This is a genomic window from Lentzea sp. NPDC054927 (assembly GCF_053610285.1).
Window position 1 is genome coordinate 1 of the sequence record NZ_JBSGXZ010000006.1, and the last position, 23,654, is coordinate 23,654.

Consider the following 23,654-nt stretch of genomic DNA (forward strand, 5'->3'; position numbering starts at 1 on the left):
TCGTGGCGGCGGTTGCCGTCGCAGCGATCGTGCTGACGCTGCTGTACGCGGCGGTGGCGAACTTCTGACGACGAACTCGATGCTTCGACGTGTGGCCGTGCCGGTGATCGCCTTCTTGGTGGTCGCCGCGCTCGGCATGGTCGGCGGAACGCTGCTGAGGACGCAACTGCACCCGGCGCGGGCAGAGTTCGGTACGGTCGATGTCGGTTTCTCTCAGGACATGACGGTGCACCACCGCCAGGCAGTGGTGATGGCCGACGCCATCCGTGACCACACCACCGATCAGGCGGTGCGCCTGCTCGCGTTCGACATCGGCAACGGCCAGCTGGAGCAGATCGGCCGCATGCAGGGCTGGCTCACGCTGTGGGAGCAGCCAGCCGCCGCGCCAGGTCCTCACATGGCCTGGGTGCCTTCGGAAACAGGTCACGCTGGCCACGCGGCAGGTCCTGCTTCCGGAGCCGCGGTCATGCCGGGCATGGCAACAGAGGACGAGCTGGCCACGCTGAAGTCGTTGCGCGGGCAAGAGCTCGACGTCTACTTTTCCTGCGCCTGATGATCCGCCACCACCAGGGCGGCATGCCGATGATGCGCGCGGGAGAGCAGTACGCCTCGACCGACCAGCTGCGCACGTTCGCCGCGAACATGCTGGTCACCCAGATCTCCGACATCGAGCTGATGACCTCGATGCTGGCGCAACGCGGCAACACTCCGCTTCCTTCCCCCATTTAATTAAAAAGAGAATTTGCACAATGAAATAACATTTTCCATTTCAGCCCGTTAGCGTGAGTGCATGCGACGCACTTTCCGGGGGTATCTGCGCGTTCTCCGCAAACCAGCCTTCCGGCGGTTCTGGCTCGGGATGATGGTGTCGCGGTGTGGTAGCGCGTTCACGGTCGTTGCCCTGTCGTGGCTGGTACTGGATCTGGCGGGCCCTCGCGAGCTCGGGCTGGTGTTGCTCTGCTCGGGGCTGCCGATCCTGGTGTGTGGCCCGGTCGCGGGAAGGCTGCTGGACCGGTTTCCGGTGCGGCTGCTGATGGGATGGGACAACGCGCTCCGCGGCGCATTGATTGCGCTGTTGCCGGTGCTCGATCGCTTCGGGCAGCTTCGTGTCGTTCACATCTGCGTGGTTGCGGCGGTGAGCGCGGCGTTGGCGGCGGTCAGCGAGGTTGCCGAGGGCGTGCTCGTCCCTCGGGTCGTCGAGGACGGTGACCTCGAGTCGGCCAACTCCCTGCTGTCGGTCAACTGGGAGCTCGCCTACGTGGTTGGGCCGCCCGTGGCCGGTTTCCTGGTCGGAACGGCAGGCATCAGCACGGCGCTGATGGTCGATGCAGCGAGCTTCGCCGTCATGAGTTGGCTCTCGTTCCGGCTACCGGACCTGCGCGCGCCCGCACGCGAAGATCGTGGGCGCCCGGCGTTCGTGGTGCTGGCGCGATACCCGACGGCGGCGGTGCTCACGGCATGTGCCGCAGGGTTCTTGTTCCTGAGCGGAGCGACCGATCTGCTGTACCCCGTTTACGCGCTGAACGTCCTGCACGACAGCGCGTTCGCCTTCGGTGTGCTCCTCGGTGCTGCGGGAGCAGGTGGGTTGTGTGGTGTCCTGTGTGGACTTCCGCTGTTTCTCAGGCTCCCCGTGCGTGCACGGCTGCCGGTCGTGATCGCTGCCGGGGCGCCGGCGTTGGCGGCGTTGACTCTCACCGACGCACTTCCGGTCGCGGCGGTGCTCGTCGCAGTGGCGTCGTTCCTGTGGGGCCCGTACTACGCGATCGAGCGCTCCTTGTTCCAGCGCAGCGTCCCCGACGACGTGCGCGGCCAGGTCACGGGTGCCCGAGCAGCCGTGTGTGCATTGGGCTTCCCGCTCGGAAGCGCGGCGGGTGGGGTGCTGTTCTCAGGTGCAGTGTCTGCCGGGCTGATCGTGCTCGCAGTCGCTTACCTGGTGTTGGCCGCAATGCCGCTCATCAAGGTCGGCGCGGGAACGGCCACGGGTTCGGCACGCACTCCTTGCCATCCGCGGTGACGCGATCAGCGCCGATGCTCGCGAGGTAGTTGTTCGACGTGCCCCAGGTCTGTTGCATCATCACGGGCGCGAGCTCGCCATCGGTCTGGCAGCCCTGGTGGTCGAACTCCAGCGCGTGCCCGACCTCGTGGTTGATGACGTACTGCTGGTAGGCGACGATGCTGCCCTGGAACACCACTGCACCGCGTTCCCACCGGGCGGTGTTGATCACGACCCGCTTCAGGTCCGGTCGCCAGCACGAACCCTCGTACGGGATCTCGAATCCGCACAGCTGCCGCGTGGTCATCTGCGAGGTGAGACTGACCCGCACGTCCGCGTTTCCGTCGGCGACGCGCTGGAACGCGTGCTGGCCGCTGCCGATCCAGCTCTTCGGGTGCGCCAGAACGCCGCGCACCATGCGGTCGAAGCCCTCGGCGCCACCGGGTACTTCGACACCGCCTTCGATCTCGATCGTGTAGGTCAGCGGTGCCACGTTGGGGCCAACTCGATCGCCGCCGCCCGGCACGATCGTCCAGCGGCCGTTGCCGCGTTCGGTGAACGGGCCGCCCTGCGGCAGTTCGGCGGTCTTCATCGAGTCCGGGAACCGTGCGTCGCCCTCGGGGTTGACGGCGCGCTTCGGTGGCGGGCCAGCTGGCGCTCCAGCGGGTGATGGCTGTTCGGCGGCGACGTCGTGCACCACGTAGCCCGTGAGCCCCATCAGGGCGACGCTGCCACGATCGGCCACCGGTAGAAGCGGATTTTCACCGCGGCTTTCACCTCCTCCGCGAGGTCGTGGGTGGACGCGGGATGCGCGCCCACCCACAACCGGTCAGGCTCGACGTTGCCGGATCCACCCGTAGGCCACGGCAGCCAGCACCAACGCCACGGCTGCGCCGACGACCCACCATGTCGTCGACGAGTTCTCTGCAGCTTGGTTCTGCACCGCGGGAGCACTCGAGACGACCGGCGGCTGCGTGGTCGTCGTCGTGGTCGTCGTGGTGGGCACCGGGGCCGCCACAGTGAACTTGATGGTGCCCGAGACGTTGTGCCCGTCCGTCGACACCACCTTGAACGCCAGGGCATACGCGCCGTTGGCCAGCGCGGGTACCGGCTGAGTCACGACGAGTTGGGCCGTCGTGGGCGCGGCGAGCGTGACCGCTTGCCCGTCCGGACCGGTCAATGCGAGCGACTGCGGGTTGACCGGCTCGTTGAACGTCAGCGTCAACGCGGCCGGCACCGCGGTCAGCGACGCATCCTCGGCGGGATCGCTCTTCTCCAGTTTGGCGTCCGCGAACGCCGGCGCGGCGCCCTGCAGCACGAATCCCATCACGGCGACCAAGGCCGCGATCGAACGACGGAGGTTCATGACTGCTCCTGGGTAGCCCGGCGGACGCGCAGCAGCGCGCCCACCCCGATGCCGAGGCCGAGCGCGGCCAAGGCGAGTGCGCCGCCGGCGAGGTAGCGCGCGCTGTTGTCCTGTGAGGTCGCGGTTTGCGACGTCGTGCCGTGGTTCATGCCGGCCATGTCGCTGCCACCGGCCACGAGCTTGATGACCGGTGCCGGGTTCTCCGGCTCGGTGCCGTCGGACTTCGGCGGCTGATCCCAGTTCGCGACCTTGCCGTCGTCGTAGGTCTGCGCCGCGGCGACGACCAGCGTGTCGGTTGTGCTCGGGAGCCCGGCGAGGTAGATGCGGAAGACGCCGTACTGGTCGGGCGCGATGCGCACGCCCGGCTCAGCGGTCCAGGTGACGTTGCGGACCGCTTCTTCGATCGTGATGCCGTTGGTGGTGACCGGCTTGTCGAGCTTCGCCCTGGTGATCGTGCCGTTCCAGCCCGCCTTGGGTTCCAGCCGCACCGAGCTGACCGGGTTCTCGGCGGGCAGGGTCAGCTCGAACTTCACCGTGCCCGCGGTGGTCGACTCGGTCGGCACCCGAAACGCCACCTCGCTCGACCCGGTACGGCTGATCTCACCAGGTGTCGGACTGACGTGCGCCCAGGCCGATCCGGCCGAGGCCAGTGCAGCGGCCAGTGCCGCCGCGGCACACGCGCCAGCGCGCGCCAAACGTGTTGAAGACATGTTGGTACGACTCCTGAACTCAAAGGAGAAAAGAACAGCTGGGATTCAGAAGCCGCGCGGAGGTCCCCGGCGCCCGAGTTGGCGTCGCAAGAGGACAGTCCGAACAGGATCGACGTCCGACCACACCGGCACCGCGACAGGCACGTCGGCGGGCATGGGCAATGACACCAGCAGCCGTGGCATGAACGCGGCGAACGCGCCCGCGACGGCGAAGACCACGTCCTCGGCACGAGCCAAGAGGAACCCGGACACCACGAGAGCGGCCACGTGTGCGGCGATCATCGCGGGGTGCAGCGAGAGGTCGTGGTGGTGTGCCAGGCCGGACAGCCAGGTGAGCATGACGTGCTGCGACAGCTGAGCTGCCGCGAGGATGGCGACAGTGCGCTTCGCACTGCGCCGGCGATCAGCGAGAGCCGTGGCGGCGCCCGCGATCATGAGCGTGAGCAGCAGCGTCGACCCGAGGTCGGGCATGCCCCCGCCTGCCGCCCCATGGGCGGCGACCGAGACAGCGCTGGACAGCACGGCCACCAGGGCCGCGCGCACCACACGCAGTTCGGTCATCTTCACGATCAGCCTTCAGCACTCTTCGAGCGTGGATCGGTCAGCCACTTGTCGGCGAACTTCTTCATCGACTCCAGGTCGAGCTTCTCGCAGGTCATCGTGTCGTAGGCGTTGATGGCCTTGATCTGCTCGGCCTGTCCTTGCTTGAGCCCGCCCACGACCTTCTGCCCGTCCGGACCGGTGATGAACGTCCGCAACTGCCCCACCTCGGCCTCGGACAACCCTGAGTACTGCACGATGAGGTAGCCGTCACCTGCGACGTGCCCGAAGTCAGCTTCCGGCGCAGTTTCGCTGGGCTCGTAGAAGTCCTTCGGCGGGTGGTTGCCCTCGCCCTTGAACGTCTCCGTGCGCGTCTTGACCGAACACCCGGCCGCATACGCGTCCGCGGGCGGCGCCGGTGCGAACACGCTGAGGACGCTCAGCATGATCGCCGCCACGACCCCGGCAGCGACCAGACCACCGTTGGCGAGCTTCGGCGCCTTGTCCCACTTGATCAGCCGCGCGAACACCCTGCCGAGCACGACCATGATCACGATGCCGATCAGCTGGCCGATCTCGACGCCGACGTTGAACGCGATCACCCGCACCAGCAGGCCGTCCTCGGGAAGCCCGAGGTCCTGCAGCCGCGTGGACAAGCCAAGCCCGTGGATCAACCCGAACCCGAACACCGATGCCGCGAACCAGCCCCACTTCTGCGGCCTGCCGATCCACCCGACCACACCGACGAACACCAGGCTCAACGCGATCACGACGTCGACCAGCGTGGCGCTGAGCTTCCAGCCCGCCAGCGTGGCGATGATCAACGTGGTGCTGTGCCCGACCACGAACACCGAGATCAGCTGCGCCGCCCGCTTGAGCTCGCCCGCGAGAAGCACGATGCCGGCGATGAACAGCAGGTGGTCCCAGCCGAGCAGCATGTGCTCGATGCCCAGCGGGATGAACTCCCAGGCATTCTTTCCGGCGGCCGACCCGGTGATGCCGTGTGCGAGTGCCTGACCAGGCATTCCCACCATCGCCACCACCAAGGCCAGCGCACCGATGACTTTTCTGCACACCTTTTGCATCAACTCCTCTGCGCGAATGCTCATTGATCAGCGGATATCCGCTGCGCGGGACCCTAGCGGAGAAGATGTAAGGCGGTTAATAGCGAGCGCGCCCTCGACAAGCACGTGCTGCGGCAAACTTCACTTATGACAAGCGAGGTGCGCGACTTCTGGGATCAGCACGCGGCAACCTTCGACCAGGAGCCAGACCACGGACTGCTCGACCCCGAAGTGCGTGCCGCGTGGGCGGCGGTGCTCCTGCCGCTGTTGCCGACCACTCCAGCATCCATCGTCGACCTTGGATGCGGGACAGGCAGCCTGTCCGTGCTGTTGGCGCAGGCAGGGCACGAGGTCCGCGGCATGGACCTCTCCCCTCGGATGGTCGCGGCCGCCTGGTCGAAGGCGAGCGCCGCCGGGGTGTCGGCGGCGTTCGTTGAGGGCGACGCCTCCCGGCCTCTTTACGCACCAGGTAGCTGCGACGTGGTGCTCGCCCGGCATGTGCTGTGGGCACTTCCCGACCGCGCTACCGCATTGAAGCGCTGGGTCGACCTGCTCGCGCCTGGCGGCATGCTCGTGCTCATAGAAGGGCACTGGTCGACGGGAGCGGGCTTGACCGCTGCCGAGTGCCGGGCGCTTGTGCTGGACGTTCGCCAGGAAGCCGACGTCACGCGGCTGGACGATCCGGCATTGTGGGGCCGCTCGATCGACGATGAGCGCTATCTGCTCGTGAGCAGGAGCTGATCAGCGTTCGGTCAGGAACGCGAGCGTGCCCTCCGCGAGTCGTGCCTCGACATCCCTCGGGTCGGCGGCGGTGGTCTGGCGGAACTTCTGCGAGGCCACCATGGACAGCAGCCACCAGGCGGCGGCTTCGGTGTCGAGGTCGGCACGGAGTTCGCCACCTGCTCGGCCGCGGTCGAGCAGGCCGGTGATCGCGGCGGCGAACCGTTGCACGGCGCGGCGGGTGGCGGCCTCGATCTCCGGTTCGTCGTGGATCGTGGAGGCGTCGGCGAAGATCGCTCCCACCGAGCCCGCGCTGTGCACGTGCTGGAGGTGTTCGGGGTCGAGCATCATCTTGAGCAGGCCGGAGACCGGGACGTCCGCGTCCGTGACCCGTTCGACCATGCGACAGATGTGATCGGCTGAGCGGTCGACGACGGCGGCGAACAGGGCCGCCTTGGTGCCGAAGTTCTGGAACACCACGGGTTCGCTCACGCCGATCTTGCGGGCTACCGCTGACGTCTTGCCGCGCAGGTAGCCGACCTCGGCGAACAGCTCGGTCGCCGCCGCGAGGATCGACTCGCGGCGCTCCTCGGCGGTCATCCTGGTTCGGCGCTCCCGTTGTTCGGTCACAGAAGCATCCTAGACACCCCTACTTAGTCGTGACTAAGCTCGCGTCAACCAGAACTTAGTAGTCACTAAGTTAGAGGAGCACGAGATGCAGAAGAGCCGCTTACACGGGAAGTCGTCCGACCACGCTCCCGGCGCGATCCGCCATGCCCGCGCCTACGAACTCCTGTCCTCGATCGCGTTCACCGGCAGCCGCCGCCGCATCTTCGGACGCCTCGTCGACCTCGCGGACGTCACCGCGCAGGACGAGGTGCTCGACATCGGCTGCGGCCCCGGTTACCTCACCGCACTCGCCGCCTCGGCCGGCCGGCGCGCCGTGGGCGTCGACGTGTCCGAGCAGATGGTCGCCGAGGCCCAGCGCAAGCGGGCGAGCGCCGACTGCTCGTTCGTGATCGGCAAGGCGGAGGCGCTGGACCTGCCGGACGCGTCGTTCGACGTCGTGCTGTCCAGCCTGGCGATCCACCACATCCCGGAGGACGCCCGCGCTCAGGCGTTCACCGAGATGTTCCGCGTCCTGCGACCGGGAGGCCGGGTCCTCATCGCGGACTTCCTGCCACCGAAGGGACCACTGGCCAGGCATCTCGTCGGCGCGACTGCGGGCGAGACGATGCGGGACAACCCGGTCGAGCGGATCGCACTCATGCTCGGTGACGCGGGCTTCGCCCTCGGGAGGACCACGCGCGTCAGCTGGTTCCTGCACTGCGTTCGAGCGAACAAGCCCGGCGGCGCCGAGTGAAGAGGGCGGCGAACGTTCTCGTCGTGGTGGCCGTGCTCGCCGGCCTGATCATCCACATCGGACTCGGCTACCGGTTCGGCCTCGTGATCACGGGCGTCGCCGTGGCCGCACACCTGCTGGCGGGCGTGGTGGCCCGCAGGCTGTGGCGCCGCCGCACGCCGACCTGACACCATCGGCGGCGTGCTGAGCAAGCTGGGTGAGCTGGAACGGGCGGCGATGGAGGTCCTGTGGGACCGCCGTGAGCCGATGCTCGTGCGGGACGTCGGGGAGGCCCTCTCGGAGCGCGGGCTCGCCTACACGACGGTGATGACCGTGCTCACGCGGCTCACCTCGAAGGGTTTCGTGCGACGCGAGGCCGACGGCCGGGCATGGCGGTACTCCCCCGTCGCCAGTCGTGACGAATACGTCGCACAGCTCATGCTCGACGCGCTGTCGCTCACCGGCGACCGCGAGGCCGCGCTGACCCACTTCGCACGCTCGGTCAGCACTCCCGAGGCAGAGGTGCTGTCCCAGGCGCTCGCCGAAAAGCAGGACGAGACGTGAGTGCCGCACTGCACCTCGTGATCACGCTCGGGATCTGCGCGGTCATGGCGCACTTCCTGCTCCGGGCGCGCTGGGTGTGGCGGGCGCCGGGGACCGGCATCGCGTTGTGGCAGATGCTGGCGGCCACGTGGGTGCTGTCACTGGCGGGCGTGCTGATCACGCTCGGCCTCGACTCCTACGACGCGCCGATCCCGCGGGCGCTCGCGGCCTGGGCCGGCGATCCACTGTCCACTGTGGCCGCCGATGTCCTTGTCGCGTCAGGACTCGCGGTGCTGGTCGCGTTCATCACGGTGCTCTTCACGTCATGGTGGGCGGTCGCGCGGGTCAGACGGCGGCATCGGGACGTGCTGGCGCTGGTCAGCCGCACCGACGAGGTCGCGCCGGGCGCGCTGGTGATCGATCATCCGGCGGCCGTCGCGTACTGCCTGCCGGGCACGCCGTCGTCCGTGGTGCTGAGCACCGGCGCGTTGCGCAGCCTGTCGACCGCCGAACTGCACGCCGTGCTGGCCCACGAACACTCCCACGCCCGCGAGCGCCACGACCTGGCACTCGTGGCGTTGCGGCGGTGCGCGCCTCGGGTAGCGGACGCGGTCGCGTTGCTCATCGAGATGCGCGCGGACGAACGTGCCTGTCGCGAGCACAGCCCGGAGGCGCTGGCGTCGGCGCTGCACCGCTTCACCGCCGGGCCGCCCGCGGGCGCGCTGGGCATCACCGCGGCCTCGGCGCGTCTCCACCGCATCGCCGACCGGGGCGTGACGCCGGGATGGCTGCGGTGGAGTGCGCTGGTCAGCGGCCTGACGCTGGTGTCGACGCCGCTCAGCTTCCTCGTCTTCTGAGCTCGACGGAGATCTACTACAAGCCGTAGTGCTACATTCCGTAGTAGATCTCCCTCGTCCCCGGAAGAGCCTCATGATCGACGTGCTGCCGACGGCGCTGACCGTCCTCGCGCTCGCCGGCGCCGCCTACGCGGGCCTGCTGATCGCACTGAATAAAGCCCTGTTGCCGCTGACGAAGCTGTCCTGGGGGCTGGTCTGGTGCCTCGCCGTGCTGGAGGTCGGCCTACTCGTCCAGGCCGTCATCGGCATCGCGGCCCTGCTCGGCACCGAGCGCGACGTCGAGCGGTTGTCGTTCGTCGGTTACCTGCTCGGCCCTGTGGTGATCCCGCCAGTCGCGGTGGTCTGGTCGGCCGCCGAACGCACTCGCTGGAGCGCGGGCGTCCTGGTGGTCGCGTGCCTGAGCGTGCCCGTGATGACCGTGCGCCTCGGCCAGATCTGGGCCGGCCATGCATGAGACCCGCCAAGGCCTCGGCCGCATGCTGATCACCGTCTACGGCATCTTCGCCATCGCGGCGACCTCGCGGTCGGCGGTCCAGATCGCCACGCGCTTCGACGACGCCCCGGCCGCGTACGTGCTCTCCGCTTTCGCCGCCGTCGTGTACGTGCTGGCGACCGTCGCCCTCGCGATGGGCGGCCGTCAGGTCGCACTGGTCGCGTGCTCGATCGAACTGGCCGGCGTGCTGCTGGCCGGAGCCGCGAGCCTGCTCGTGCCGCAGGCGTTTCCGGACGCGACCGTGTGGTCGTTCTTCGGCGTCGGGTACGGGTTCGTGCCGCTGGTGCTGCCGGTACTCGGATTGTGGTGGCTGCGGAGGACGGCGTGAGCCTGCTCAGCGACTGGTCGTTCACCAGCGCGTTCGGGGTCTACATGGCCGCCGCGCTGCTGGGCGCCGCGGAGTGGTCGCTGACCCGGCACTCCGGAAGCACTCCTCCCGCAGCCGTCCGGTGTGGACGGATCGGCGTTGCACTGACGGTGTTGGGCGCGGTCCTGCACCTCGCCTCGCTGGTGTTTCGCGGCGTTGCGGCGCAACGGGTTCCGTGGGGCAACCTGTACGAGTACCTGTCCGCGGTCGGGCTGATCGCGGTGGTGGCGTGGCTGTACCTGGTGCGGCGGCACGAGGTTCGGCGTCTGTCGGTGTTCGTGCTGCTGCCGCTGGCGTTGCTTTTGTTCGTCGCGGGCAACCAGCTCTACACCGAGGTCACACCGTTGCAACCCGCGCTGAGGTCGTACTGGATCACGATCCACGTGGCCGCGGCGATCATGGCCAGCGGCGTGTTCCTGTTGTCCGGCATCGTCAGCGGCCTGCACCTGTGGAGCGAGCACAGGCCCGTCACACGCCTGCCCACCGCCGAGCATCTCGACCGCGTCGCCTACCGCACCGGCGCGTTCGGGTTCGTCACACTCACCTTCGCGATCATCACCGGCGCGGTCTGGGCCGAAGCCGCCTGGGGCCGGTTCTGGGGCTGGGACCCGAAGGAGACCGTCGCGTTCGTCTCCTGGGTCTGCTACGCCGCCTACCTGCACGCCCGCGCGACGGCGGGCTGGCGCGGCAAGCCCGCCGCGTGGATCAACGTCGTCGGCATGATCGCCGTGCTGTTCAACCTCTTCTTCATCAACCTAGTGATCTCCGGCCTGCACTCCTACGCTGGCACCTCCTGAACCAACCGGATCAGCCTCTGGGCGCGCACGAGGATCCGGACGAAGTTCGGATCGGACTGGAAAGCACAGCAGCGCGCTGCTCTGGAACCTCGATCTTCAGGTGCAAGCTGTCGCCGGTCGCGACCAGACTGAAGGTGAAACGAACCACGCCGCACGTTCTCTATGCGCAGGCTTGCGGGGCCCAGGGCGCTCCCGCTCCGACGGCAGCCTGTACCTGGCTACCGAATGCAAGTCACTGACAGCCGCGACCTGCAGCGGACTTCGCTTCGGCCACCGTGACGCCGGACTCGGCCGACTCCTCTGTCGGCGTGCAGCAGGAGCTGACACCACAACACACGCCTCGCCCTGTGCGACGACCGGGGCGTCCACCGAGCCGGCCGATTTGGTCGCACGCACGATCGCGGAGTGCATGCCGTCTGCCGCCTGGAACGTCGGTGTGATCTCGATGTCACTGAAACCAGCGGCCCATAGTCCTTCGCGGTACTCGCTGAAGGTGAGGGCGCCGACGATGCAGCTGACATAGGAACCTCGTTCGGCTCGCTCGGAGGGCGTGAGGTGGTCGTCGGCGACGACGTCGGAGATGCCGATGCGGCCGCCGGGGCGCAGGACGCGGAAGGTCTCGGCGAAGACGGCGGGCTTGTCGACGGAGGTTGATGACGCAGTTGGAGATCACGACGTCGATGGTGTTGCCGGGCAACGGGATGGACTCGATGCTGCCTTTGAGGAACTCGACGTTCGTGAAGCCGGCCAATTCATCGGCGGCCTCGTTAGTGGCTACGTCGTCGGTCAGGCACTGACTATTTGCACTACGGGAATCGTGGCAAATTTCGGATCGATCGTGCAACAGGTATGGCGGGTCTCTTCCAGCTCCTCACGCAGGCTCACCGTTGCGGGGAAGCGGCTTTGGTGCCGCGGGAACGCGCTTGTGCCAAAGTACCGCCCGCATCGTCGCCACGCAGTGATCCCGAGCGTGGTCCACTCGCTTCCGGTCGTAGTACTCCTCGAGATTCATCTCCGCGTCATTGACACGCACCGGCTGCTGCCACGCCGTCTTCATTTGGCCGCCAACCTGGGCCTTCGCTTCGTTCGCGAGTAGCCTGTACGCAGCCGCGACCTTAGGCGCCTCGATGTCGAGCAGCGCCTGGTGGAACGCGAGCCGCGAATAGATCCGGCTGACCTCCTCGGTGAGCTGCTGGCGCCCCTCCAGCGTGCCCGGCCGCCGCCGGATGCGGTACGGCATCTCCGCGTAATCCTCGATGACGCTGAGCGCTTCGCCAAACGTTAGTGCACGACGCTCGCGGCGCGCAGCGCGTCGATTCAGCACGTAGGTCAGCAGCGCGGTGAGCGCACCACCGGCGATCGCAAGCACCGCAGTTATCTGTGCGGCCGTCCAAGTCATGCTGCGCCTATCACACTAGGGCTTACGATCCCGTGCAGGACGTCGGTGATTCTTCCAGCCTCGCCGGCCTCCCACTGATCCGGGCTCTTCCCGAAGAGCCGGTTGATGCCGTTCTGGCATTGCAACCCCGCAAACGTCACCGGATCCTCGCGGTGGCACCGACGCAGCCACTCGATCGCGCCGAGGTAGGCCTGCTCAAGCGACGACGTCCGGTAGACGTGGTCGGGAACGTTGTACAAGAGACACTCCAGCAGGTACGACGGCGCAGTGCCTTCGACGATCATGTGCTCCCACTCGGCCAACCTTCGAGCCCGCTTGGCCAACCGGACAACCTCTTTAAACCGGCCGCCAGTACACCGGTTCTTCTGGTCACCGTTACGCCGGTGTTGCTTGGGGAAGTTGACGATCGCTCTGCCTTCGCGGTCGCGAAAGAAGACTCCCTGCTCATAGGCCACTACGCCCGGCGCCGGCGACCCGAAGTACAGGCGATACTCCGTCGCGAGGAGGATGTCGACCATCTCACCGAAGAGCGAGTCCGGGTCGTCGACGTTGAGGCAGCGGCGCCCCATGCTCACGACGTACGACTCAGCCAACGCGGCCATGACGTCCTCGCGGAACTCCTCCCAGCGATAGAGATCAGCCTGGCAGCTGTCCTCGCAGCCACCAATGCCTGGTCCGCCCAGCACATCGATGTTCGATTCGAACGGCATCTTGAGCATGAGGACGAGATCGATGTCGCTCGCATGCTCGATGTAGGTGTTGTTCACGCGTGAACCCTGGCCGAAGATCTCATACGGTCGCGCGTCCAGCAGCGACGACCGGCGCAGGGCTTCGTGAAGCACGACCTTGGCCCAGGACAACAGGATCTGATCGGGCTGCCCCGCCTCCGCAGCCGCGCCTTCCTCGTTGAGCGTGAGCTGTGGCTCCGCTGCAACTCTCGACGTCAGAAGCGACAAGGCCACCGGAGAAGCCACTAGCCGTCACTCTTGAGCCGGAGCGGCCCGTGGCCCCGCCGTGCTCGTCCGCGAAGCGTCATGGCCATGACGTCAATTATGCACCGCGCGCCTTCTCCACGATTGAGCGACGCGCCCTTACTCTCACGTCGTGGCGGACAACGAGTTGGTCCTGCTCGACCAGGTGCTCGCAGAGCGTCAGGCGGATCGCGCTGCCCCCGTCCCAGACGATGTCGCGTTCGAGCTATTCGCCGCCGAGCAGGCCCTACACGGTCGCGAACTGTCTGCGGAGGAGACCTCGGATGGCATCGTCGGCGGCACCAACGACGGAGCCTTCGACGGCGTCTACGTGTTTCTCGGGGACACGTTGCTATCGGAAGACAGCGAGGTCTTGCACGACGGCTTCGACGCACGCACGGTACCCGTGAGCACCACACTTGAGCTGTGGTTGATCCAGGCCAAGCGGGTCACATCGTTCAGCGAGACCGCAGTTGAGAAGGCTGCCGACTCGGCACGCCGGCTACTCGACCTGACCGAGGACGAGAACGACCTCCGTCAGCTCTACTCGCCAGTCATCGTGACCCGAACCGGGTTCTTCCGCGATGCCCTCCGCAAGTTGGCTACAAGACACCCAAAGGTCACCATCCACTTCGTCTACGCAACGCGCGGACGGACCAGCGGCACCAACGGCATCAACGCCAAGGTGGAGATCAAGGCCCGCGACCTCGAGATGCAACTCGCCGGGGTCGTCTCGGGCGCGTCCGGCTGTGTCGAGTTCCTCGGTGCCGCAGAACTCTGGCGGCGCAACAGCACTGTTCCGTCCTACACAACACAGCTTACCTACCAGGAAAACGCGACCAGCGGCAACAGTCACGTTGCAATCGTCAAGCTCCGTGATTACATGACATTCCTCAGTGACGAGAAGGGCGAACTTCGCCGCCATATCTTCGACTGGAACGTCCGCGATTACCAAGGTGACGTCGAGGTCAACAAGGAGATCAGAGAGTCACTACAAACTCCGGACGCTCCAGAATTCTGGTGGCTCAACAACGGCGTCACGATCGTCTGCTCGCAGGTCACTGTCGTCGGTAAGACCTACTCGCTCGACAACGTGCAGGTCGTCAACGGACTGCAAACCTCGCATACGATCCACACCGAGTTGCGCGCTGCATCTGACGACCACCCTGCGCTCGACCGTTCAGTGCTCGTCCGAATCCTCGTCACCGGAGACGATCCAGTGACGCGAGACCCACGTCATCCGAGCCACCAACCGCCAGACCTCGGTGCCCGCAGCCTCTCTGCGAGCTACCGACGACATCCAGCGGGACATAGAGGCCTACTTCCTCGGGAAAGGCTGGTTCTACGACCGCCGGAAGAACTTTTACCGCAACAACGGCAAGAGTCCCGAACGGATCGTCAGCATCCCCTTTCTCGCGCAGACTGTGATGGCAATGGGACTCAGCCGCCCAGATAATTCACGCGCCCGACCTTCTAGCCTGCTCAAACGCGACGACGACTACAAGAAAATCTTCTCGAAGGACATCCCTCTCGAGATCTACTTATGGCTCGCCGAGGCACAGAAGGCCGTCGACGCGTTCCTCTCCTCCGAGGCCGCTCATGTAACGACTCAAGAGCGCACCAACTTCAAGTTCCACATCGCGATGGTCGCCGCTACCAAGCTGGTCGGCGAGCGGGTGCACGTGCCCAAGCAGTTGAAGCGACTGGCCGACCCGACCAATAGCTCTCTGATCACGACCGCCGACCTGACTGCCTGTCTCGCGTTTGTACGCGAGAACTTCGCCGAGTTCGAAAAATTGAGCGGCGACACACCTGACAAAATGGCGAAAGGATCCGACTTCGTCGAGTTCCTCCTGTCTCGGATCGATCAGGTGGCCAACACACCTCAACCTGCCGGAGGAGAAAGTGATTCCGCACGCTGACCGTGACCGGAAGCAACGGCTACACCTTCATCGCGGACCCGGCCGTTCGCCTCGATCAAAGTTTGGCAGTCGACCTCCACTATTTCGTTGCGCCCTGCACACGATCGGCAAGACCAGTAAGTCGCCTCGAGCCCGGGATTCACTCGTCCCGCCTCGCCGTCGCCGCGCTCACCAACGCCGTCGCCCGCCGCGATGAGTTCACCGGCTGCGCTCTGCACACCGACCGCGGATCGCAGTTCCGATCAAGGAAATTCGTCCGTGCGCTCACACGCCACGGCCTGACCGGCTCAATGGGCCGGGTCGGCGCCGCGGGAGGCAACGCCGCCATGGAAAGCTTCTTCGCATTGCTGCAGAACAACGTTCTCAACCGGCGCACCTGGACCACCCGCGACGAACTCCGGGCCGCGATCGTCACCTGGATCGAACGCACCTACCACCGCCGCAGACGCCAAACCGCCCTCGGCAGGTTGATCCCCCATCGAATACGAAGCAATCATGACCACGCCAACCAGTCAGGCTGCGTGACTTCAACTGTCACCTACTCGCGCAGCAGACCCCTTCCGGATTGCAGCCGGCCCATGTCGGCGGTGAGTTCGCCTGCGCCGTGCGAGGTGGGCGGTGGCCTCTGCCCCAGCCCGGAGTTCTCCCACACGGGCCACTCAAACCAGGCTCGACGTGCTCGCCTGGATCAATTTCCCTCAAGGCCCGCGTGACGCATCGACACCGAGAGCCATCCGTCCGAGGCTTCGGTGCCACGACTAGGACACGCTTCCCGAGGCCGTAAGAAGCATCCAACCCCCACGACGGCGTGGGTCAGGCGGTCGTGACGTCGTAGGTGTGGCCGGCGAGCCGCAGGCGATCGATCAGAGGCCGGCCCATGGCCGTCGCAGGCGTGAGCGAGCCGGACCGCTGCGGGAGGTCGTCGAGGGCCAGGCAGAGGGCGCTCTGCCCGAGCATGACGGCCGTGGCGGCGTAGCCGGGATCGCCTGGTCCGGCGACGGTGGCCCGGTAGCGGCGCCCCGAACTGGTGGTGGCGTGCAGCACCGAACGGAACCAGCCCTTCGCACGAGCCTGTTCGCTGGGCCCGGTACCGGGCGCGGGCAGCACCCGGTCGAGCAGGCCGCGGACGGGCTTGACCGACATCGCGCCGACCAGCCCGGCCAGCCCACCGGTGATACCGGCCGCCATGAGCACTCCGGTGACGCCCTGCCCCGCGCCCATGACCTCGCCGTAGCGCAGCTCAGGCCCGTAGGCCCAATCGAGCAGGGCGTTGCTGCGCCGCACGATGCGGGTGTTGAACGGGGCCATCACGAACGGCGCCTGCCACGTTCCGTCGGCGGCGCGGGAGGGCATCCCCGCGTCACGGGGCTGGGCGGGCGTCGGCTCTGCTGCGCGGTCGGGACTGAGCGCATGCGGATCGGCGGCGACGCGCCGCAGGCCGGGATTGCTCTCGTAGGCCTCGATCTGCGCCCGCAGCGAGTCGATCGTGCCGCCGCTGAAACCGCCGCGGACCGTAGCCACCAACCGCACGTCGGTGAGCGGACCCGCGCCGTCGGCCACGGCCCGCTCGTGCAGCAACAACATGCCCAGGTCCGACGGGATCGAGTCGTAGCCGCAGGCATGCACGATCCGGGCTCCGGACTCCAGGGCCAGCTCGTGCACGGCGTCGATCGCGGCGCGGACGAACAACACCTCGCCGGTCAGATCCGCGTAGTGCGTGCCGGCCCGTGCGCACGCCTCGACGACCGAGAGCCCGTAACGCGCATACGGGCCGACGGTGGTGGCGAGCACTCGCGTCGACGCGGCCAGCGCCGCCAGCGCGACCGGGTCCCCCGAGTCGGCGACGACCAGCGGCCACCCCCGCGCCGCCGCAGGCAACCCGGCCCTGGTGGCGGCGAGCTTGTCCGCAGACCGCCCGGCCAGCGCGAACCGTACGCCCTCGGGGGCGTGCCGGGCCAGGTATGCGGCGGTCAGCGCCCCAACAAACCCGGTGGCGCCGTAGACGACGACGTCGTGCTCACGATTCATGGCCGTCAGCTTGCCCCCAGGCTCCGGCCACCGCGCCGACCGGGTGGCCTGGGCGAGGTATGGGAGAAACACGATCTTGTTCTCCTGTCGGGTGCCAAAACATGGCTCAACGTGCCGGACCTGCGAATCACGCTCATGCAGGTTCGTCCTCGTTGATCAAGCCGCCAAGCACTCGCCGACGACATACGGATCTACAGCCTGGGTCTCCCGTCGGGTGATCGGGTTGTAGTGGGATACGTAGCGGTACAGCACTGACGTCAGGTGCCGCTGGTTGACGAACAGCAGCCGGTTGGTGAGCTCTCGTCTGACAGTGCCGATAAACCGTTCCGCGTGGCAGTTTGCCCGCGAACACCTCGGCGGGATCTTCAGAACATCAATGCCGGCGTCCGCGAGAACCGAGCCGAACAAAGACGAGATACAGCAGTCGCAGCGCCACGCCCACGATCATGCTGCAGGATGACAGAACCTGATCACCGCAGGTCAGCGTGTGACTGCAGAGTTCTGGCACTCCACACCGTTCCACAAGGACTTGCCGGTGTCCGAGCAGTGGCCGCGGGCGCACGGCACGCACTCGCACTCCGCGCCGATGGCACCGTGATCGCATGGGGCAGAAACGATCTCGGCCAGGCCACGGTCCCGGCAGGGCTGAACAACGTCGTCGCGGTGTGCATGCCGAAAAGTACGTCCGCACAGGTCAAGCGGCATGCCGATACTCATGAAGGACTCCACCGAGACGGTCCCGCTGAGTACCGCTAGGCGTTCGATCCGTTCAGTCTCAAGGGGTTGAAGTCGGGCTCGCAAGGGTGCTGCGGCGGCGAGGGTGTGCCTGGCAGCTGGAAGACTTCGACCGCTGCTCACGGGAGGAGGCGCGCGAGCTTCGCCGGGGCGAGCTCGCGGTAGCTCTCGGTCAGCAGCTCCTTGATCTCGGTCCAGTCGGCGTCAGGTTCGATGATCATGCCGACGACCTGGGTTCCCCAAGCGGCGCGGAAGAACGGGTGGCCGGCACCGACCAGCGAATCGAACTCCTCGACCTGGGCCCGGAACGTCATGACCACCGCGGGCTCGGTCAGTTCGGCGGCACGGCTGAATGCGCCGGTACTGCCGGGATGTGCGGTGAAGACGTGCAGGACAGTGCGTTGCCGGATACGCCATCTCGTCCCGACCCAGGCCGGTTCCTCGTAACTCTCGGGCAGGCCGGCGCAGATGCCGCGCACGGCAGCCAGCACCTCGGGTGGCACGTCGGCGCGGTCGGTCATGGTCGGCAACGCTAGCCGGTGGCTCGGAAACCGTTGCCGTCACTGGCATCGGTGGGCGTGCACGTTGTCTTCGACCACGACCGCGGCATCTCGCAACACCTCGGACTTGAATTCGTCGGCCTCGACTGGCAGCGCAGTCTCGCCTCCGCCACCTTGCGAGGCGTCGGTCGCGACGCCGCCTACGTCGTGCGTCGCTTCCTCGATTTAGCGCGCTTGCGGATCGGATAAACAAGGCGACTACCTTCCGCACCCGGCGTATGCTCCAATCGGACGAACGACGCAATTGATTGGTGACCATTGGCCGCACGACCAGGCCGGAACGCACGGCGACACCGCGAAGGACCGGCGTCGCCATATCTGGGCTCTTCCGCGATCACAACCGGAGGGATGACCTCCAACGGTGTTCGCCAGTTCGTGTGGCCGCACGGCGCCGAACTCCATGCTCTGCAACGGGAGACGCTTCGGCAGGCCGATGCCGTCGAACAAAAGCTTCCGCTCCTCCTGCAGGAGATCCGCGCCACCGCAATGGCTGCAGACCCTCTTCTCACCTACAGCAGGTTGACGGTCCTCACCAGCATGCGCCGCGCTCTGCCCGGACCTGTCAACTTCGGCAGCGACGCCGTCTTGGAATTCTACGGTGGTCTCGTCACCGGGATGCCGGTCGAGGACGTCGTCGCTCGGGCTCGGGGCCGACTACCACCCGCAGGCTCTGTACGACCTGGATCGGCTCCTCCGTGAGTACGCGATGGCAGAGAACCAGGTGCATGAGGCCAAGGCCCTCCGGATCGGGTCTCTCGACTCGCTCACGAGCGCTCGGAACCTCTTGGAGTTCGAGCAGCGCTTCGACCGCATGCTCGGCTATCCAGAGCAGCTGCGACCGATCTTCGACGCGATTGTGGAGCCGCTCGCCGAAAAGTCTCGGTCGTTGCTCGGGTTCGCGCTCGGGGACGCTCTGATCGCTGCGGACGCTGACTTCGAGGTGCAATGCGAACGTCTCCGCGCGGTCGAGGAAGAATTCCAGATCGTGCTGAATCAGATCCCCCGCCGGGCGGATCACGCCACGCAAGTCCAGTACATGGCCGCGCATGCCGCCGGCATGGCGACCTTTGGCGGAGCTCCCCTCGTAAGTGACCTTGCTTCTGTTCTGGCGCAACGCACATCGATCCCCCAAGAGCAGTTGGAGGCGCTGCTGAGCTCCATGAGCACCGCCCTGGGAAGCCAACCGGACCTGGACGGCCTCCACGCCACCAACACTCTGCGGCGGCGCCCCATCATCACGACGCCCGACGGCCATCAACTCTGGACAGTTCCCGGCGACTTCATCCACTGCGCCTTGGAATGGGCCGCCGAGGCGTGCCAGCAGCAGCCGAAGCTGCTTGAAGCATTCGACAAGCGCCGACAAGACGCGTGCGAGGAACTGACGTGTAGCGCGCTGTCCAGAGTCTTCGGGACCGACACCGTCCACGCGGCTGTACTTACCCGTGGGACGGGCAACGTCCAGACATCGACGTTCTCGTCGCGCAACCAGGCGCCACGCTCATCATCGAGGCTAAAGGCGGCCGTCTCACCGACCCGGCCCGGCGGGGTGCCCCTGACCGGGTCCGCAAGAAAGCAGCCGAACTCGTAGACAAAGCGTTGGACCAGAACGCTCGAACGATCACCTATCTCCGTTCTGGCGCAACCAACTTCCAGCAGAACCGCAGGAGGTGGCACGGCACGATCGACCGGACTCACATCGTCTCGATCATCGTCACCCTCGAGCGCGTGGATCCCTTCGCTTCTGTGCTGCCGGACAGCGGCAAACGGGAAGGTGTTCCCGCCGACGGCACGTGGTTCGTCAACCTCGCGGACCTGATCATGGTCGCGGACGTCCTCAGGCACCCCGCCGAGTTCTACGCCTATGCCGATACCCGCGCTCGCATCAACAAAGCCGGCGGACCACGCATCTTCGTCGAAGCCGACGCTCTGGGAGCTTGGTGTGAGCACCGGATCGCGCCCACGACGCCGAACCCCGGCCAACTGATCATGCTCGACACCACGTCCAGCGTCATGAACGACTATTACGCGTACGCCAAGGGCAGCAGGCCGGAACGTCCGACTGCCCGCGTTCCACAGGAAGTTATCGGGGCGTTGGATGAAGTTCATCCTGATTCGTGGCACGATCTCACTTCCGCCGCCCTGGCAGTGCCGCCTTCGCAGTGGCGTCCTGTGGAGAAGGTGCTCGCCCAGTTGACCGGGCATCGCGTTTCCAAACGAGGGCGAAAGCTCTCGCGGCGGGCGTCGTCAGGTCTTGTCGTGTCGGATCGGCTGGCCGTCACCGTGGACGCCGAATCTGCCGAACCGCCCACGTCGCGAGTTCACCTGGCGCTGGTCGAACGAGCCCAGGACGGCTATGGCTCTGGCTCTGAGCGATAGGCGTAGGACTGTGCGTGCCGAAAACTACATCCGCGCAGGTTAAGCGGCATGGCGATACGCGTGGATGACCCCGCCGAGACGATCCTGCCGCTCCACGTTGAGGGTCAGCTCCGCCGCGGCGATCCAGGCCCAGGTGCGGTGACAGGGCAGGTCAGCGGGCTGGTGCCGGAGCCGATCGCGACGGTGCGGGCGCCGGTCTTGCCGAATCGCACGGTGACCGTGTCTACCTGTCGGCAGCGGCCACTCCGACGTCTGGTCACGATCAGGAGCGCGACACCAGGCCGCCGAGCTCGTACCCAGACGTCACCAGGCCAGAAGTCGGTACAGAGCCCGCAGCCGATAGATGATCATCCTTCGCCGTGCGACTGGAGGGCGCGGTTCGACTTCTGCCTCTCGACAGCGTCCTCCAGCATCTCAAGGAGAATCCGACACACCGCTGGTGTCAGCACCGGCGGTTCTTCGGGAACGAAGACTCGAGGCCGCCTCAAGCATCGTGATTCTTGCCTGCCCTGCCGCGCCTGGTAGGACTGTCCTTCTTGGACGGCGGATCATTCTCAGACATAACGGCCTCCTCGGCGACGGTGCCCAGCCGCGTACGTCCACCGACACCATCACCCTCGCACGAGAGCCCTAGGTTGGCCGCGCGAGCAGGACCTCAGGGCTGACGGCCCCTCGTCGTTCTTCGACTTCTCCCTGAGCTCCATCAGTATGTCCAACAAGATCCTGGAAACAGCCGGCGTCAGCTCGGGCAACTCATCTGGGAGATTCACACGAAGCGGACGGACGCGGCGACGTTCGCTGGACACGTCCGCGGGCACGGATTCCCGATCTTGATCGTCTGCGGACACTGCGACACCACCACCGATCATCAAGGTGCCTCAAGCGTTTCAGACATCTGTCAGTTCAGCACTTCGGTGGTTACGAGGTTGCTTGGATGCACATAGTTGCTTGCGTTGCAGAAGCCCAAGCGCTTGGGCTGTGAGTACCGCAGACACCCGATCCGTGGTGCGCAGTTTCGCGTAGACGTGTTCGAGATGTTTCTGCACAGTCCGCGGCGAGATCAACAACCTGCGGGCGATCGCATGAGCCGTCAATCCTTCAGCCACCAGGCCCAGGACCGCTAGTTCGCGCTTCGTCAGTCCAGCTTCGTACGAGGGTCTCCATGGCATCCACCTGGCCAGCGCTTGAGCCTGCCGGTCCAAGCCCACGAGCAATGCCTGCAAACGCCGAGCAAGCTGTAGATCTTCGTCGGAGAAGTCAGAGCCATCCGCGACAATCACGAACGCTCGGTGTGCTTTCCCTTGCAGAGCCAGTGGAACAGCCATTTGATGCTCGATATCGAGGTGCCCAACGACGTCATCCCATGCCTCGTAGCGTTGATCGATGAAAGACTTGGGGACTCGGCCGATCGATTGCGCGGCTGGATCGGCCGTGACGGCGAACCAGCATAGCAATGGATGCTGATCAAGATGCTCCTGTAGCCATAGGCCGGTCTCACGATCGGGCTGCACGCCCGGTTCCCACAGGTGGTAGTCAATCGTCCCGCCAGGCTGTCGATCAATCCATGAGCCAGCCTTCGCCCCAAAGGTCCTGACTAGCTCGTCCAACAGCATCGCGTGCGGGAGTTCGGTCAACGGCTGGTCAAGCATGCGCCGGATGACCTCGAACCACCGTACTAGTCGATCCTCCATAACTGCATGCCTCCCCAACACGGCCGATTACTGAGCTTCGTCAGAGCGTACGTCTCACCCGGTACGCACTAGTACGTATTCCTCAACCAGTTCATACCGTTGACGATTACAACTCAAGGTTCACCAAACACAACAAGATTCCCGTTCTTGGGGAATTTTCTCTCGCAGTAGCCACTCCAGTACTGACCGCTACATCCGGCGGTCAGTGTGAGATCACCAGGGGATTCACATGTCAGCAAGAGATAAGGACGTCCGGCGATTAGTCACCGGCGATACAAGCCATCAGATCTACGTCGTCGAAGACGGCGAGCGCCGCTGGGTCCCTGATTTGTGGACCATGCACGACCACGGGCTCAGCCCAGCAGAGCTTGAGACCATCTCCGACGACGTGCTCGACGCGATCCCAGAAGGAGCCGAGCTCGCGTCGACCGTGCCCGTCCCGACGTTCCCTGAAGGCAAGGTCGTCGAGTCGGAGAACGGCGCCTGGGAGATGCGCAACGGGAAGCTCGAACCGGTCTACGAGCCAAGCAGCTTCGCCGTCAGCCGCGGCTTGGTCCGAGATCCTGAGACCGGCGTCGCCCGAACGACCGCGGTCTACCTTCCGATGTCACTCCTCCGCGCCGCCCTGTCTTCGACCGAGTCCAAGGAGGTAACGTCATGACGCTCTGGGCACTGGCCGACTACCAGACCGACCTCGGCGCCGGACACTTCATGCGGACCACTGCACAGGTCGACGACAACTGGCTCTGTACAGCGAACACCACTGTCGAATCAGTGGTGTGGTTCGGCGGCTTTCACGGTTCGGTGATCATGCAGGTCGTCGCCCCTGACGGCCTCATCGTCGGGGTATCGCCGAAATTCGGTCCGTGGGGCGTAGACGGCCGGATGATCGGTCGTAGCAAGCGAACCGAACTCTGGCACTGGCAACTGGAGCGCAACGCTGACTGGTCCAGGGTCTACGGCGTACCCGGTGCCCGAATCGTGCCGTACCACTTCTGGGACCCACAGTGGCCTCTGGTCAAGTTGCTAATCCAGGTCGGGAGGCAATTCCTGAAGTGAGGCGATGAGGCATCCCGAACAACAGGCGCCCTCTCTGGCTTGAGTGCAGAGAGGGCACTTGACATAGCGCACACAGTCACGGCCCACCCTCCTGCCCCTGGGCCGGGTAGCTGCTCCGCCG

Annotated in this window: 31 protein-coding genes and 2 pseudogenes; 20 read left to right on the plus strand and 13 right to left on the minus strand. The window is 66.0% G+C overall.

Features of this window, described 5'->3' with window-relative positions; genetic code table 11:
* The first annotated feature begins 91 nt into the window (after positions 1–91).
* From ACWGE0_RS11720 to ACWGE0_RS11730, 3 genes are all read left to right on the plus strand, one after another.
* A complete protein-coding gene (locus tag ACWGE0_RS11720; RefSeq protein WP_452260853.1) occupies positions 92–553 on the plus strand; it encodes a DUF305 domain-containing protein in 462 nt (153 codons plus the stop codon).
* The gene (locus ACWGE0_RS11725; protein ID WP_452260854.1) at positions 553–729 is read left to right on the plus strand and encodes a DUF305 domain-containing protein; all 177 of its coding nucleotides are present in this window, start codon (positions 553–555) and stop codon (positions 727–729) included. Before ACWGE0_RS11720 ends, ACWGE0_RS11725 begins: the two co-directional genes overlap by 1 nt.
* 61 nt (positions 730–790) lie before the next feature.
* Positions 791–2,014, plus strand: a complete 1,224-nt coding sequence (locus ACWGE0_RS11730) for an MFS transporter (protein ID WP_452260855.1) — start codon at positions 791–793, stop codon at positions 2,012–2,014.
* Here the strand turns inward: ACWGE0_RS11730 and ACWGE0_RS11735 are convergent.
* From ACWGE0_RS11735 to ACWGE0_RS11755, 5 genes are all read right to left on the minus strand, one after another.
* Entirely contained in the window at positions 1,956–2,738 is a 783-nt protein-coding gene (locus ACWGE0_RS11735) for a DUF3152 domain-containing protein (protein WP_452260856.1), read from the minus strand. The two genes, ACWGE0_RS11730 and ACWGE0_RS11735, sit on opposite strands and share 59 nt — an antisense overlap.
* 84 nt (positions 2,739–2,822) lie before the next feature.
* Positions 2,823–3,359 carry a copper resistance CopC family protein gene (locus ACWGE0_RS11740; RefSeq protein ID WP_452260857.1) on the minus strand — a complete coding sequence of 179 codons (537 nt, stop codon included), beginning with the start codon at positions 3,357–3,359 and terminating at the stop codon, positions 2,823–2,825.
* The gene (locus ACWGE0_RS11745) at positions 3,356–4,069 is read right to left on the minus strand and encodes a YcnI family copper-binding membrane protein (RefSeq protein WP_452260858.1); all 714 of its coding nucleotides are present in this window, start codon (positions 4,067–4,069) and stop codon (positions 3,356–3,358) included. The genes ACWGE0_RS11740 and ACWGE0_RS11745 overlap by 4 nt, the downstream gene beginning before the upstream one ends.
* Before the next feature lie 45 nt (positions 4,070–4,114).
* Entirely contained in the window at positions 4,115–4,630 is a 516-nt protein-coding gene (locus ACWGE0_RS11750; protein WP_452260859.1) for a hypothetical protein, read from the minus strand.
* A gap of 8 nt (positions 4,631–4,638) precedes the next feature.
* The gene (locus ACWGE0_RS11755) at positions 4,639–5,685 is read right to left on the minus strand and encodes a HupE/UreJ family protein (protein WP_452260860.1); all 1,047 of its coding nucleotides are present in this window, start codon (positions 5,683–5,685) and stop codon (positions 4,639–4,641) included.
* A gap of 135 nt (positions 5,686–5,820) precedes the next feature.
* Here ACWGE0_RS11755 and ACWGE0_RS11760 point away from each other — a divergent pair, with 135 nt between their 5' ends.
* On the plus strand, positions 5,821–6,414 hold the full coding sequence (locus ACWGE0_RS11760) for a class I SAM-dependent methyltransferase (protein ID WP_452260861.1): 594 nt from the start codon (positions 5,821–5,823) through the stop codon (positions 6,412–6,414).
* Here the strand turns inward: ACWGE0_RS11760 and ACWGE0_RS11765 are convergent, their stop codons facing one another.
* Positions 6,415–7,023 (minus strand): TetR/AcrR family transcriptional regulator, encoded by a 609-nt coding sequence (locus ACWGE0_RS11765; RefSeq protein WP_452260862.1) that lies wholly within the window; start codon positions 7,021–7,023, stop codon positions 6,415–6,417. It lies immediately after the preceding gene.
* Positions 7,024–7,108: 85 nt separating this feature from the next.
* On the opposite strand from ACWGE0_RS11765, the gene ACWGE0_RS11770 reads away from it, so the two are divergent.
* The 7 genes from ACWGE0_RS11770 (at position 7,109) to ccsB (ending at position 10,792) form a co-directional block, all read left to right on the plus strand.
* The gene (locus tag ACWGE0_RS11770) at positions 7,109–7,756 is read left to right on the plus strand and encodes a class I SAM-dependent methyltransferase (RefSeq protein ID WP_452260863.1); all 648 of its coding nucleotides are present in this window, start codon (positions 7,109–7,111) and stop codon (positions 7,754–7,756) included.
* The gene (locus ACWGE0_RS11775; RefSeq protein ID WP_452260864.1) at positions 7,753–7,923 is read left to right on the plus strand and encodes a hypothetical protein; all 171 of its coding nucleotides are present in this window, start codon (positions 7,753–7,755) and stop codon (positions 7,921–7,923) included. The genes ACWGE0_RS11770 and ACWGE0_RS11775 overlap by 4 nt, the downstream gene beginning before the upstream one ends.
* Positions 7,924–7,939: 16 nt before the next feature.
* Positions 7,940–8,299 carry a BlaI/MecI/CopY family transcriptional regulator gene (locus tag ACWGE0_RS11780; protein WP_452261125.1) on the plus strand — a complete coding sequence of 120 codons (360 nt, stop codon included), beginning with the start codon at positions 7,940–7,942 and terminating at the stop codon, positions 8,297–8,299.
* Positions 8,296–9,135, plus strand: coding sequence for a M56 family metallopeptidase (locus ACWGE0_RS11785; RefSeq protein WP_452260865.1), 840 nt, complete (start codon positions 8,296–8,298; stop codon positions 9,133–9,135). The genes ACWGE0_RS11780 and ACWGE0_RS11785 overlap by 4 nt, the downstream gene beginning before the upstream one ends.
* 73 nt (positions 9,136–9,208) lie before the next feature.
* Positions 9,209–9,589 carry a hypothetical protein gene (locus ACWGE0_RS11790; RefSeq protein WP_452260866.1) on the plus strand — a complete coding sequence of 127 codons (381 nt, stop codon included), beginning with the start codon at positions 9,209–9,211 and terminating at the stop codon, positions 9,587–9,589.
* Positions 9,582–9,956, plus strand: coding sequence for a hypothetical protein (locus ACWGE0_RS11795; RefSeq protein WP_452260867.1), 375 nt, complete (start codon positions 9,582–9,584; stop codon positions 9,954–9,956). Before ACWGE0_RS11790 ends, ACWGE0_RS11795 begins: the two co-directional genes overlap by 8 nt.
* The gene (gene ccsB, locus ACWGE0_RS11800) at positions 9,935–10,792 is read left to right on the plus strand and encodes a c-type cytochrome biogenesis protein CcsB (protein WP_452260868.1); all 858 of its coding nucleotides are present in this window, start codon (positions 9,935–9,937) and stop codon (positions 10,790–10,792) included. Before ACWGE0_RS11795 ends, ccsB begins: the two co-directional genes overlap by 22 nt.
* 448 nt (positions 10,793–11,240) lie before the next feature.
* On the opposite strand, the gene ACWGE0_RS11805 is transcribed toward ccsB, so the two are convergent.
* From ACWGE0_RS11805 to ACWGE0_RS11815, 3 genes are read right to left on the minus strand one after another with little or no spacing between them, the layout of a single operon-like run.
* The gene (locus ACWGE0_RS11805) at positions 11,241–11,636 is read right to left on the minus strand and encodes a methyltransferase domain-containing protein (RefSeq protein WP_452260869.1); all 396 of its coding nucleotides are present in this window, start codon (positions 11,634–11,636) and stop codon (positions 11,241–11,243) included.
* 27 nt (positions 11,637–11,663) lie between these two features.
* Entirely contained in the window at positions 11,664–12,191 is a 528-nt protein-coding gene (locus tag ACWGE0_RS11810) for a hypothetical protein (protein ID WP_452260870.1), read from the minus strand.
* Positions 12,188–13,165, minus strand: coding sequence for a hypothetical protein (locus ACWGE0_RS11815; RefSeq protein WP_452260871.1), 978 nt, complete (start codon positions 13,163–13,165; stop codon positions 12,188–12,190). Before ACWGE0_RS11815 ends, ACWGE0_RS11810 begins: the two co-directional genes overlap by 4 nt.
* An 880-nt stretch (positions 13,166–14,045) precedes the next feature.
* On the opposite strand from ACWGE0_RS11815, the pseudogene ACWGE0_RS11820 reads away from it, so the two are divergent.
* From ACWGE0_RS11820 to ACWGE0_RS11830, 3 genes and pseudogenes are all read left to right on the plus strand, one after another.
* A pseudogene (locus tag ACWGE0_RS11820) lies at positions 14,046–14,360 on the plus strand (AIPR family protein); the annotation flags it as partial.
* Between the two features lie 67 nt (positions 14,361–14,427).
* Complete coding sequence (locus tag ACWGE0_RS11825) at positions 14,428–15,084, plus strand: hypothetical protein (protein WP_452260872.1); 657 nt, start codon at positions 14,428–14,430, stop codon at positions 15,082–15,084.
* Positions 15,085–15,230: 146 nt separating this feature from the next.
* A pseudogene (locus ACWGE0_RS11830) lies at positions 15,231–15,609 on the plus strand (transposase); the annotation flags it as partial.
* Between the two features lie 288 nt (positions 15,610–15,897).
* Here the strand turns inward: ACWGE0_RS11830 and ACWGE0_RS11835 are convergent.
* Both ACWGE0_RS11835 and ACWGE0_RS11840 read right to left on the minus strand, forming a co-directional pair.
* On the minus strand, positions 15,898–17,112 hold the full coding sequence (locus ACWGE0_RS11835) for a saccharopine dehydrogenase family protein (protein WP_452260873.1): 1,215 nt from the start codon (positions 17,110–17,112) through the stop codon (positions 15,898–15,900).
* A gap of 156 nt (positions 17,113–17,268) precedes the next feature.
* A complete protein-coding gene (locus tag ACWGE0_RS11840) occupies positions 17,269–17,520 on the minus strand; it encodes an integrase core domain-containing protein (protein WP_452260874.1) in 252 nt (83 codons plus the stop codon).
* Between the two features lie 138 nt (positions 17,521–17,658).
* Between ACWGE0_RS11840 and ACWGE0_RS11845 the strand changes: the two genes are divergently transcribed.
* On the plus strand, positions 17,659–17,868 hold the full coding sequence (locus ACWGE0_RS11845) for a hypothetical protein (RefSeq protein WP_452260875.1): 210 nt from the start codon (positions 17,659–17,661) through the stop codon (positions 17,866–17,868).
* Positions 17,869–17,966: 98 nt separating this feature from the next.
* Here ACWGE0_RS11845 and ACWGE0_RS11850 read toward each other — a convergent pair whose 3' ends face one another.
* On the minus strand, positions 17,967–18,368 hold the full coding sequence (locus ACWGE0_RS11850) for an MmcQ/YjbR family DNA-binding protein (protein WP_452260876.1): 402 nt from the start codon (positions 18,366–18,368) through the stop codon (positions 17,967–17,969).
* 51 nt (positions 18,369–18,419) lie between these two features.
* Here ACWGE0_RS11850 and ACWGE0_RS11855 point away from each other — a divergent pair, with 51 nt between their 5' ends.
* From ACWGE0_RS11855 to ACWGE0_RS11865, 3 genes are all read left to right on the plus strand, one after another.
* Positions 18,420–18,596, plus strand: a complete 177-nt coding sequence (locus tag ACWGE0_RS11855; protein WP_452260877.1) for a hypothetical protein — start codon at positions 18,420–18,422, stop codon at positions 18,594–18,596.
* 517 nt (positions 18,597–19,113) lie between these two features.
* Entirely contained in the window at positions 19,114–19,995 is an 882-nt protein-coding gene (locus ACWGE0_RS11860; protein WP_452260878.1) for a hypothetical protein, read from the plus strand.
* Positions 19,996–20,132: 137 nt separating this feature from the next.
* The gene (locus ACWGE0_RS11865) at positions 20,133–20,783 is read left to right on the plus strand and encodes a hypothetical protein (RefSeq protein ID WP_452260879.1); all 651 of its coding nucleotides are present in this window, start codon (positions 20,133–20,135) and stop codon (positions 20,781–20,783) included.
* A gap of 887 nt (positions 20,784–21,670) precedes the next feature.
* Here ACWGE0_RS11865 and ACWGE0_RS11870 read toward each other — a convergent pair.
* The gene (locus ACWGE0_RS11870) at positions 21,671–22,432 is read right to left on the minus strand and encodes a response regulator transcription factor (RefSeq protein ID WP_452260880.1); all 762 of its coding nucleotides are present in this window, start codon (positions 22,430–22,432) and stop codon (positions 21,671–21,673) included.
* Between the two features lie 271 nt (positions 22,433–22,703).
* Here ACWGE0_RS11870 and ACWGE0_RS11875 point away from each other — a divergent pair, with 271 nt between their 5' ends.
* Both ACWGE0_RS11875 and ACWGE0_RS11880 read left to right on the plus strand, forming a co-directional pair.
* Entirely contained in the window at positions 22,704–23,135 is a 432-nt protein-coding gene (locus ACWGE0_RS11875; RefSeq protein ID WP_452260881.1) for a hypothetical protein, read from the plus strand.
* Positions 23,132–23,533, plus strand: coding sequence for a hypothetical protein (locus ACWGE0_RS11880; protein ID WP_452260882.1), 402 nt, complete (start codon positions 23,132–23,134; stop codon positions 23,531–23,533). Before ACWGE0_RS11875 ends, ACWGE0_RS11880 begins: the two co-directional genes overlap by 4 nt.
* Positions 23,534–23,654: the final 121 nt, after the last annotated feature.

What these genes read in the sequence shown, in the direction of transcription:
- ACWGE0_RS11795 (WP_452260867.1), top strand. Translation starts at nt 9,582, where the DNA reads ATGCATGAGACCCGCCAAGGCCTCGGCCGCATGCTGATCACCGTCTAC.
- ACWGE0_RS11770 (WP_452260863.1), top strand. Translation starts at nt 7,109, where the DNA reads ATGCAGAAGAGCCGCTTACACGGGAAGTCGTCCGACCACGCTCCCGGC.
- ACWGE0_RS11750 (WP_452260859.1), bottom strand. Translation starts at nt 4,630, where the DNA reads ATGACCGAACTGCGTGTGGTGCGCGCGGCCCTGGTGGCCGTGCTGTCC.
- ACWGE0_RS11860 (WP_452260878.1), top strand. Translation starts at nt 19,114, where the DNA reads ATGGCAGAGAACCAGGTGCATGAGGCCAAGGCCCTCCGGATCGGGTCT.
- ACWGE0_RS11760 (WP_452260861.1), top strand. Translation starts at nt 5,821, where the DNA reads ATGACAAGCGAGGTGCGCGACTTCTGGGATCAGCACGCGGCAACCTTC.
- ACWGE0_RS11875 (WP_452260881.1), top strand. Translation starts at nt 22,704, where the DNA reads ATGTCAGCAAGAGATAAGGACGTCCGGCGATTAGTCACCGGCGATACA.
- ACWGE0_RS11740 (WP_452260857.1), bottom strand. Translation starts at nt 3,359, where the DNA reads ATGAACCTCCGTCGTTCGATCGCGGCCTTGGTCGCCGTGATGGGATTC.
- ACWGE0_RS11730 (WP_452260855.1), top strand. Translation starts at nt 791, where the DNA reads ATGCGACGCACTTTCCGGGGGTATCTGCGCGTTCTCCGCAAACCAGCC.
- ACWGE0_RS11850 (WP_452260876.1), bottom strand. Translation starts at nt 18,368, where the DNA reads ATGACCGACCGCGCCGACGTGCCACCCGAGGTGCTGGCTGCCGTGCGC.
- ACWGE0_RS11870 (WP_452260880.1), bottom strand. Translation starts at nt 22,432, where the DNA reads ATGCTTGACCAGCCGTTGACCGAACTCCCGCACGCGATGCTGTTGGAC.
- ACWGE0_RS11835 (WP_452260873.1), bottom strand. Translation starts at nt 17,112, where the DNA reads ATGAATCGTGAGCACGACGTCGTCGTCTACGGCGCCACCGGGTTTGTT.
- ACWGE0_RS11810 (WP_452260870.1), bottom strand. Translation starts at nt 12,191, where the DNA reads ATGACTTGGACGGCCGCACAGATAACTGCGGTGCTTGCGATCGCCGGT.
- ACWGE0_RS11880 (WP_452260882.1), top strand. Translation starts at nt 23,132, where the DNA reads ATGACGCTCTGGGCACTGGCCGACTACCAGACCGACCTCGGCGCCGGA.
- ACWGE0_RS11725 (WP_452260854.1), top strand. Translation starts at nt 553, where the DNA reads ATGATCCGCCACCACCAGGGCGGCATGCCGATGATGCGCGCGGGAGAG.
- ACWGE0_RS11790 (WP_452260866.1), top strand. Translation starts at nt 9,209, where the DNA reads ATGATCGACGTGCTGCCGACGGCGCTGACCGTCCTCGCGCTCGCCGGC.
- ACWGE0_RS11745 (WP_452260858.1), bottom strand. Translation starts at nt 4,069, where the DNA reads ATGTCTTCAACACGTTTGGCGCGCGCTGGCGCGTGTGCCGCGGCGGCA.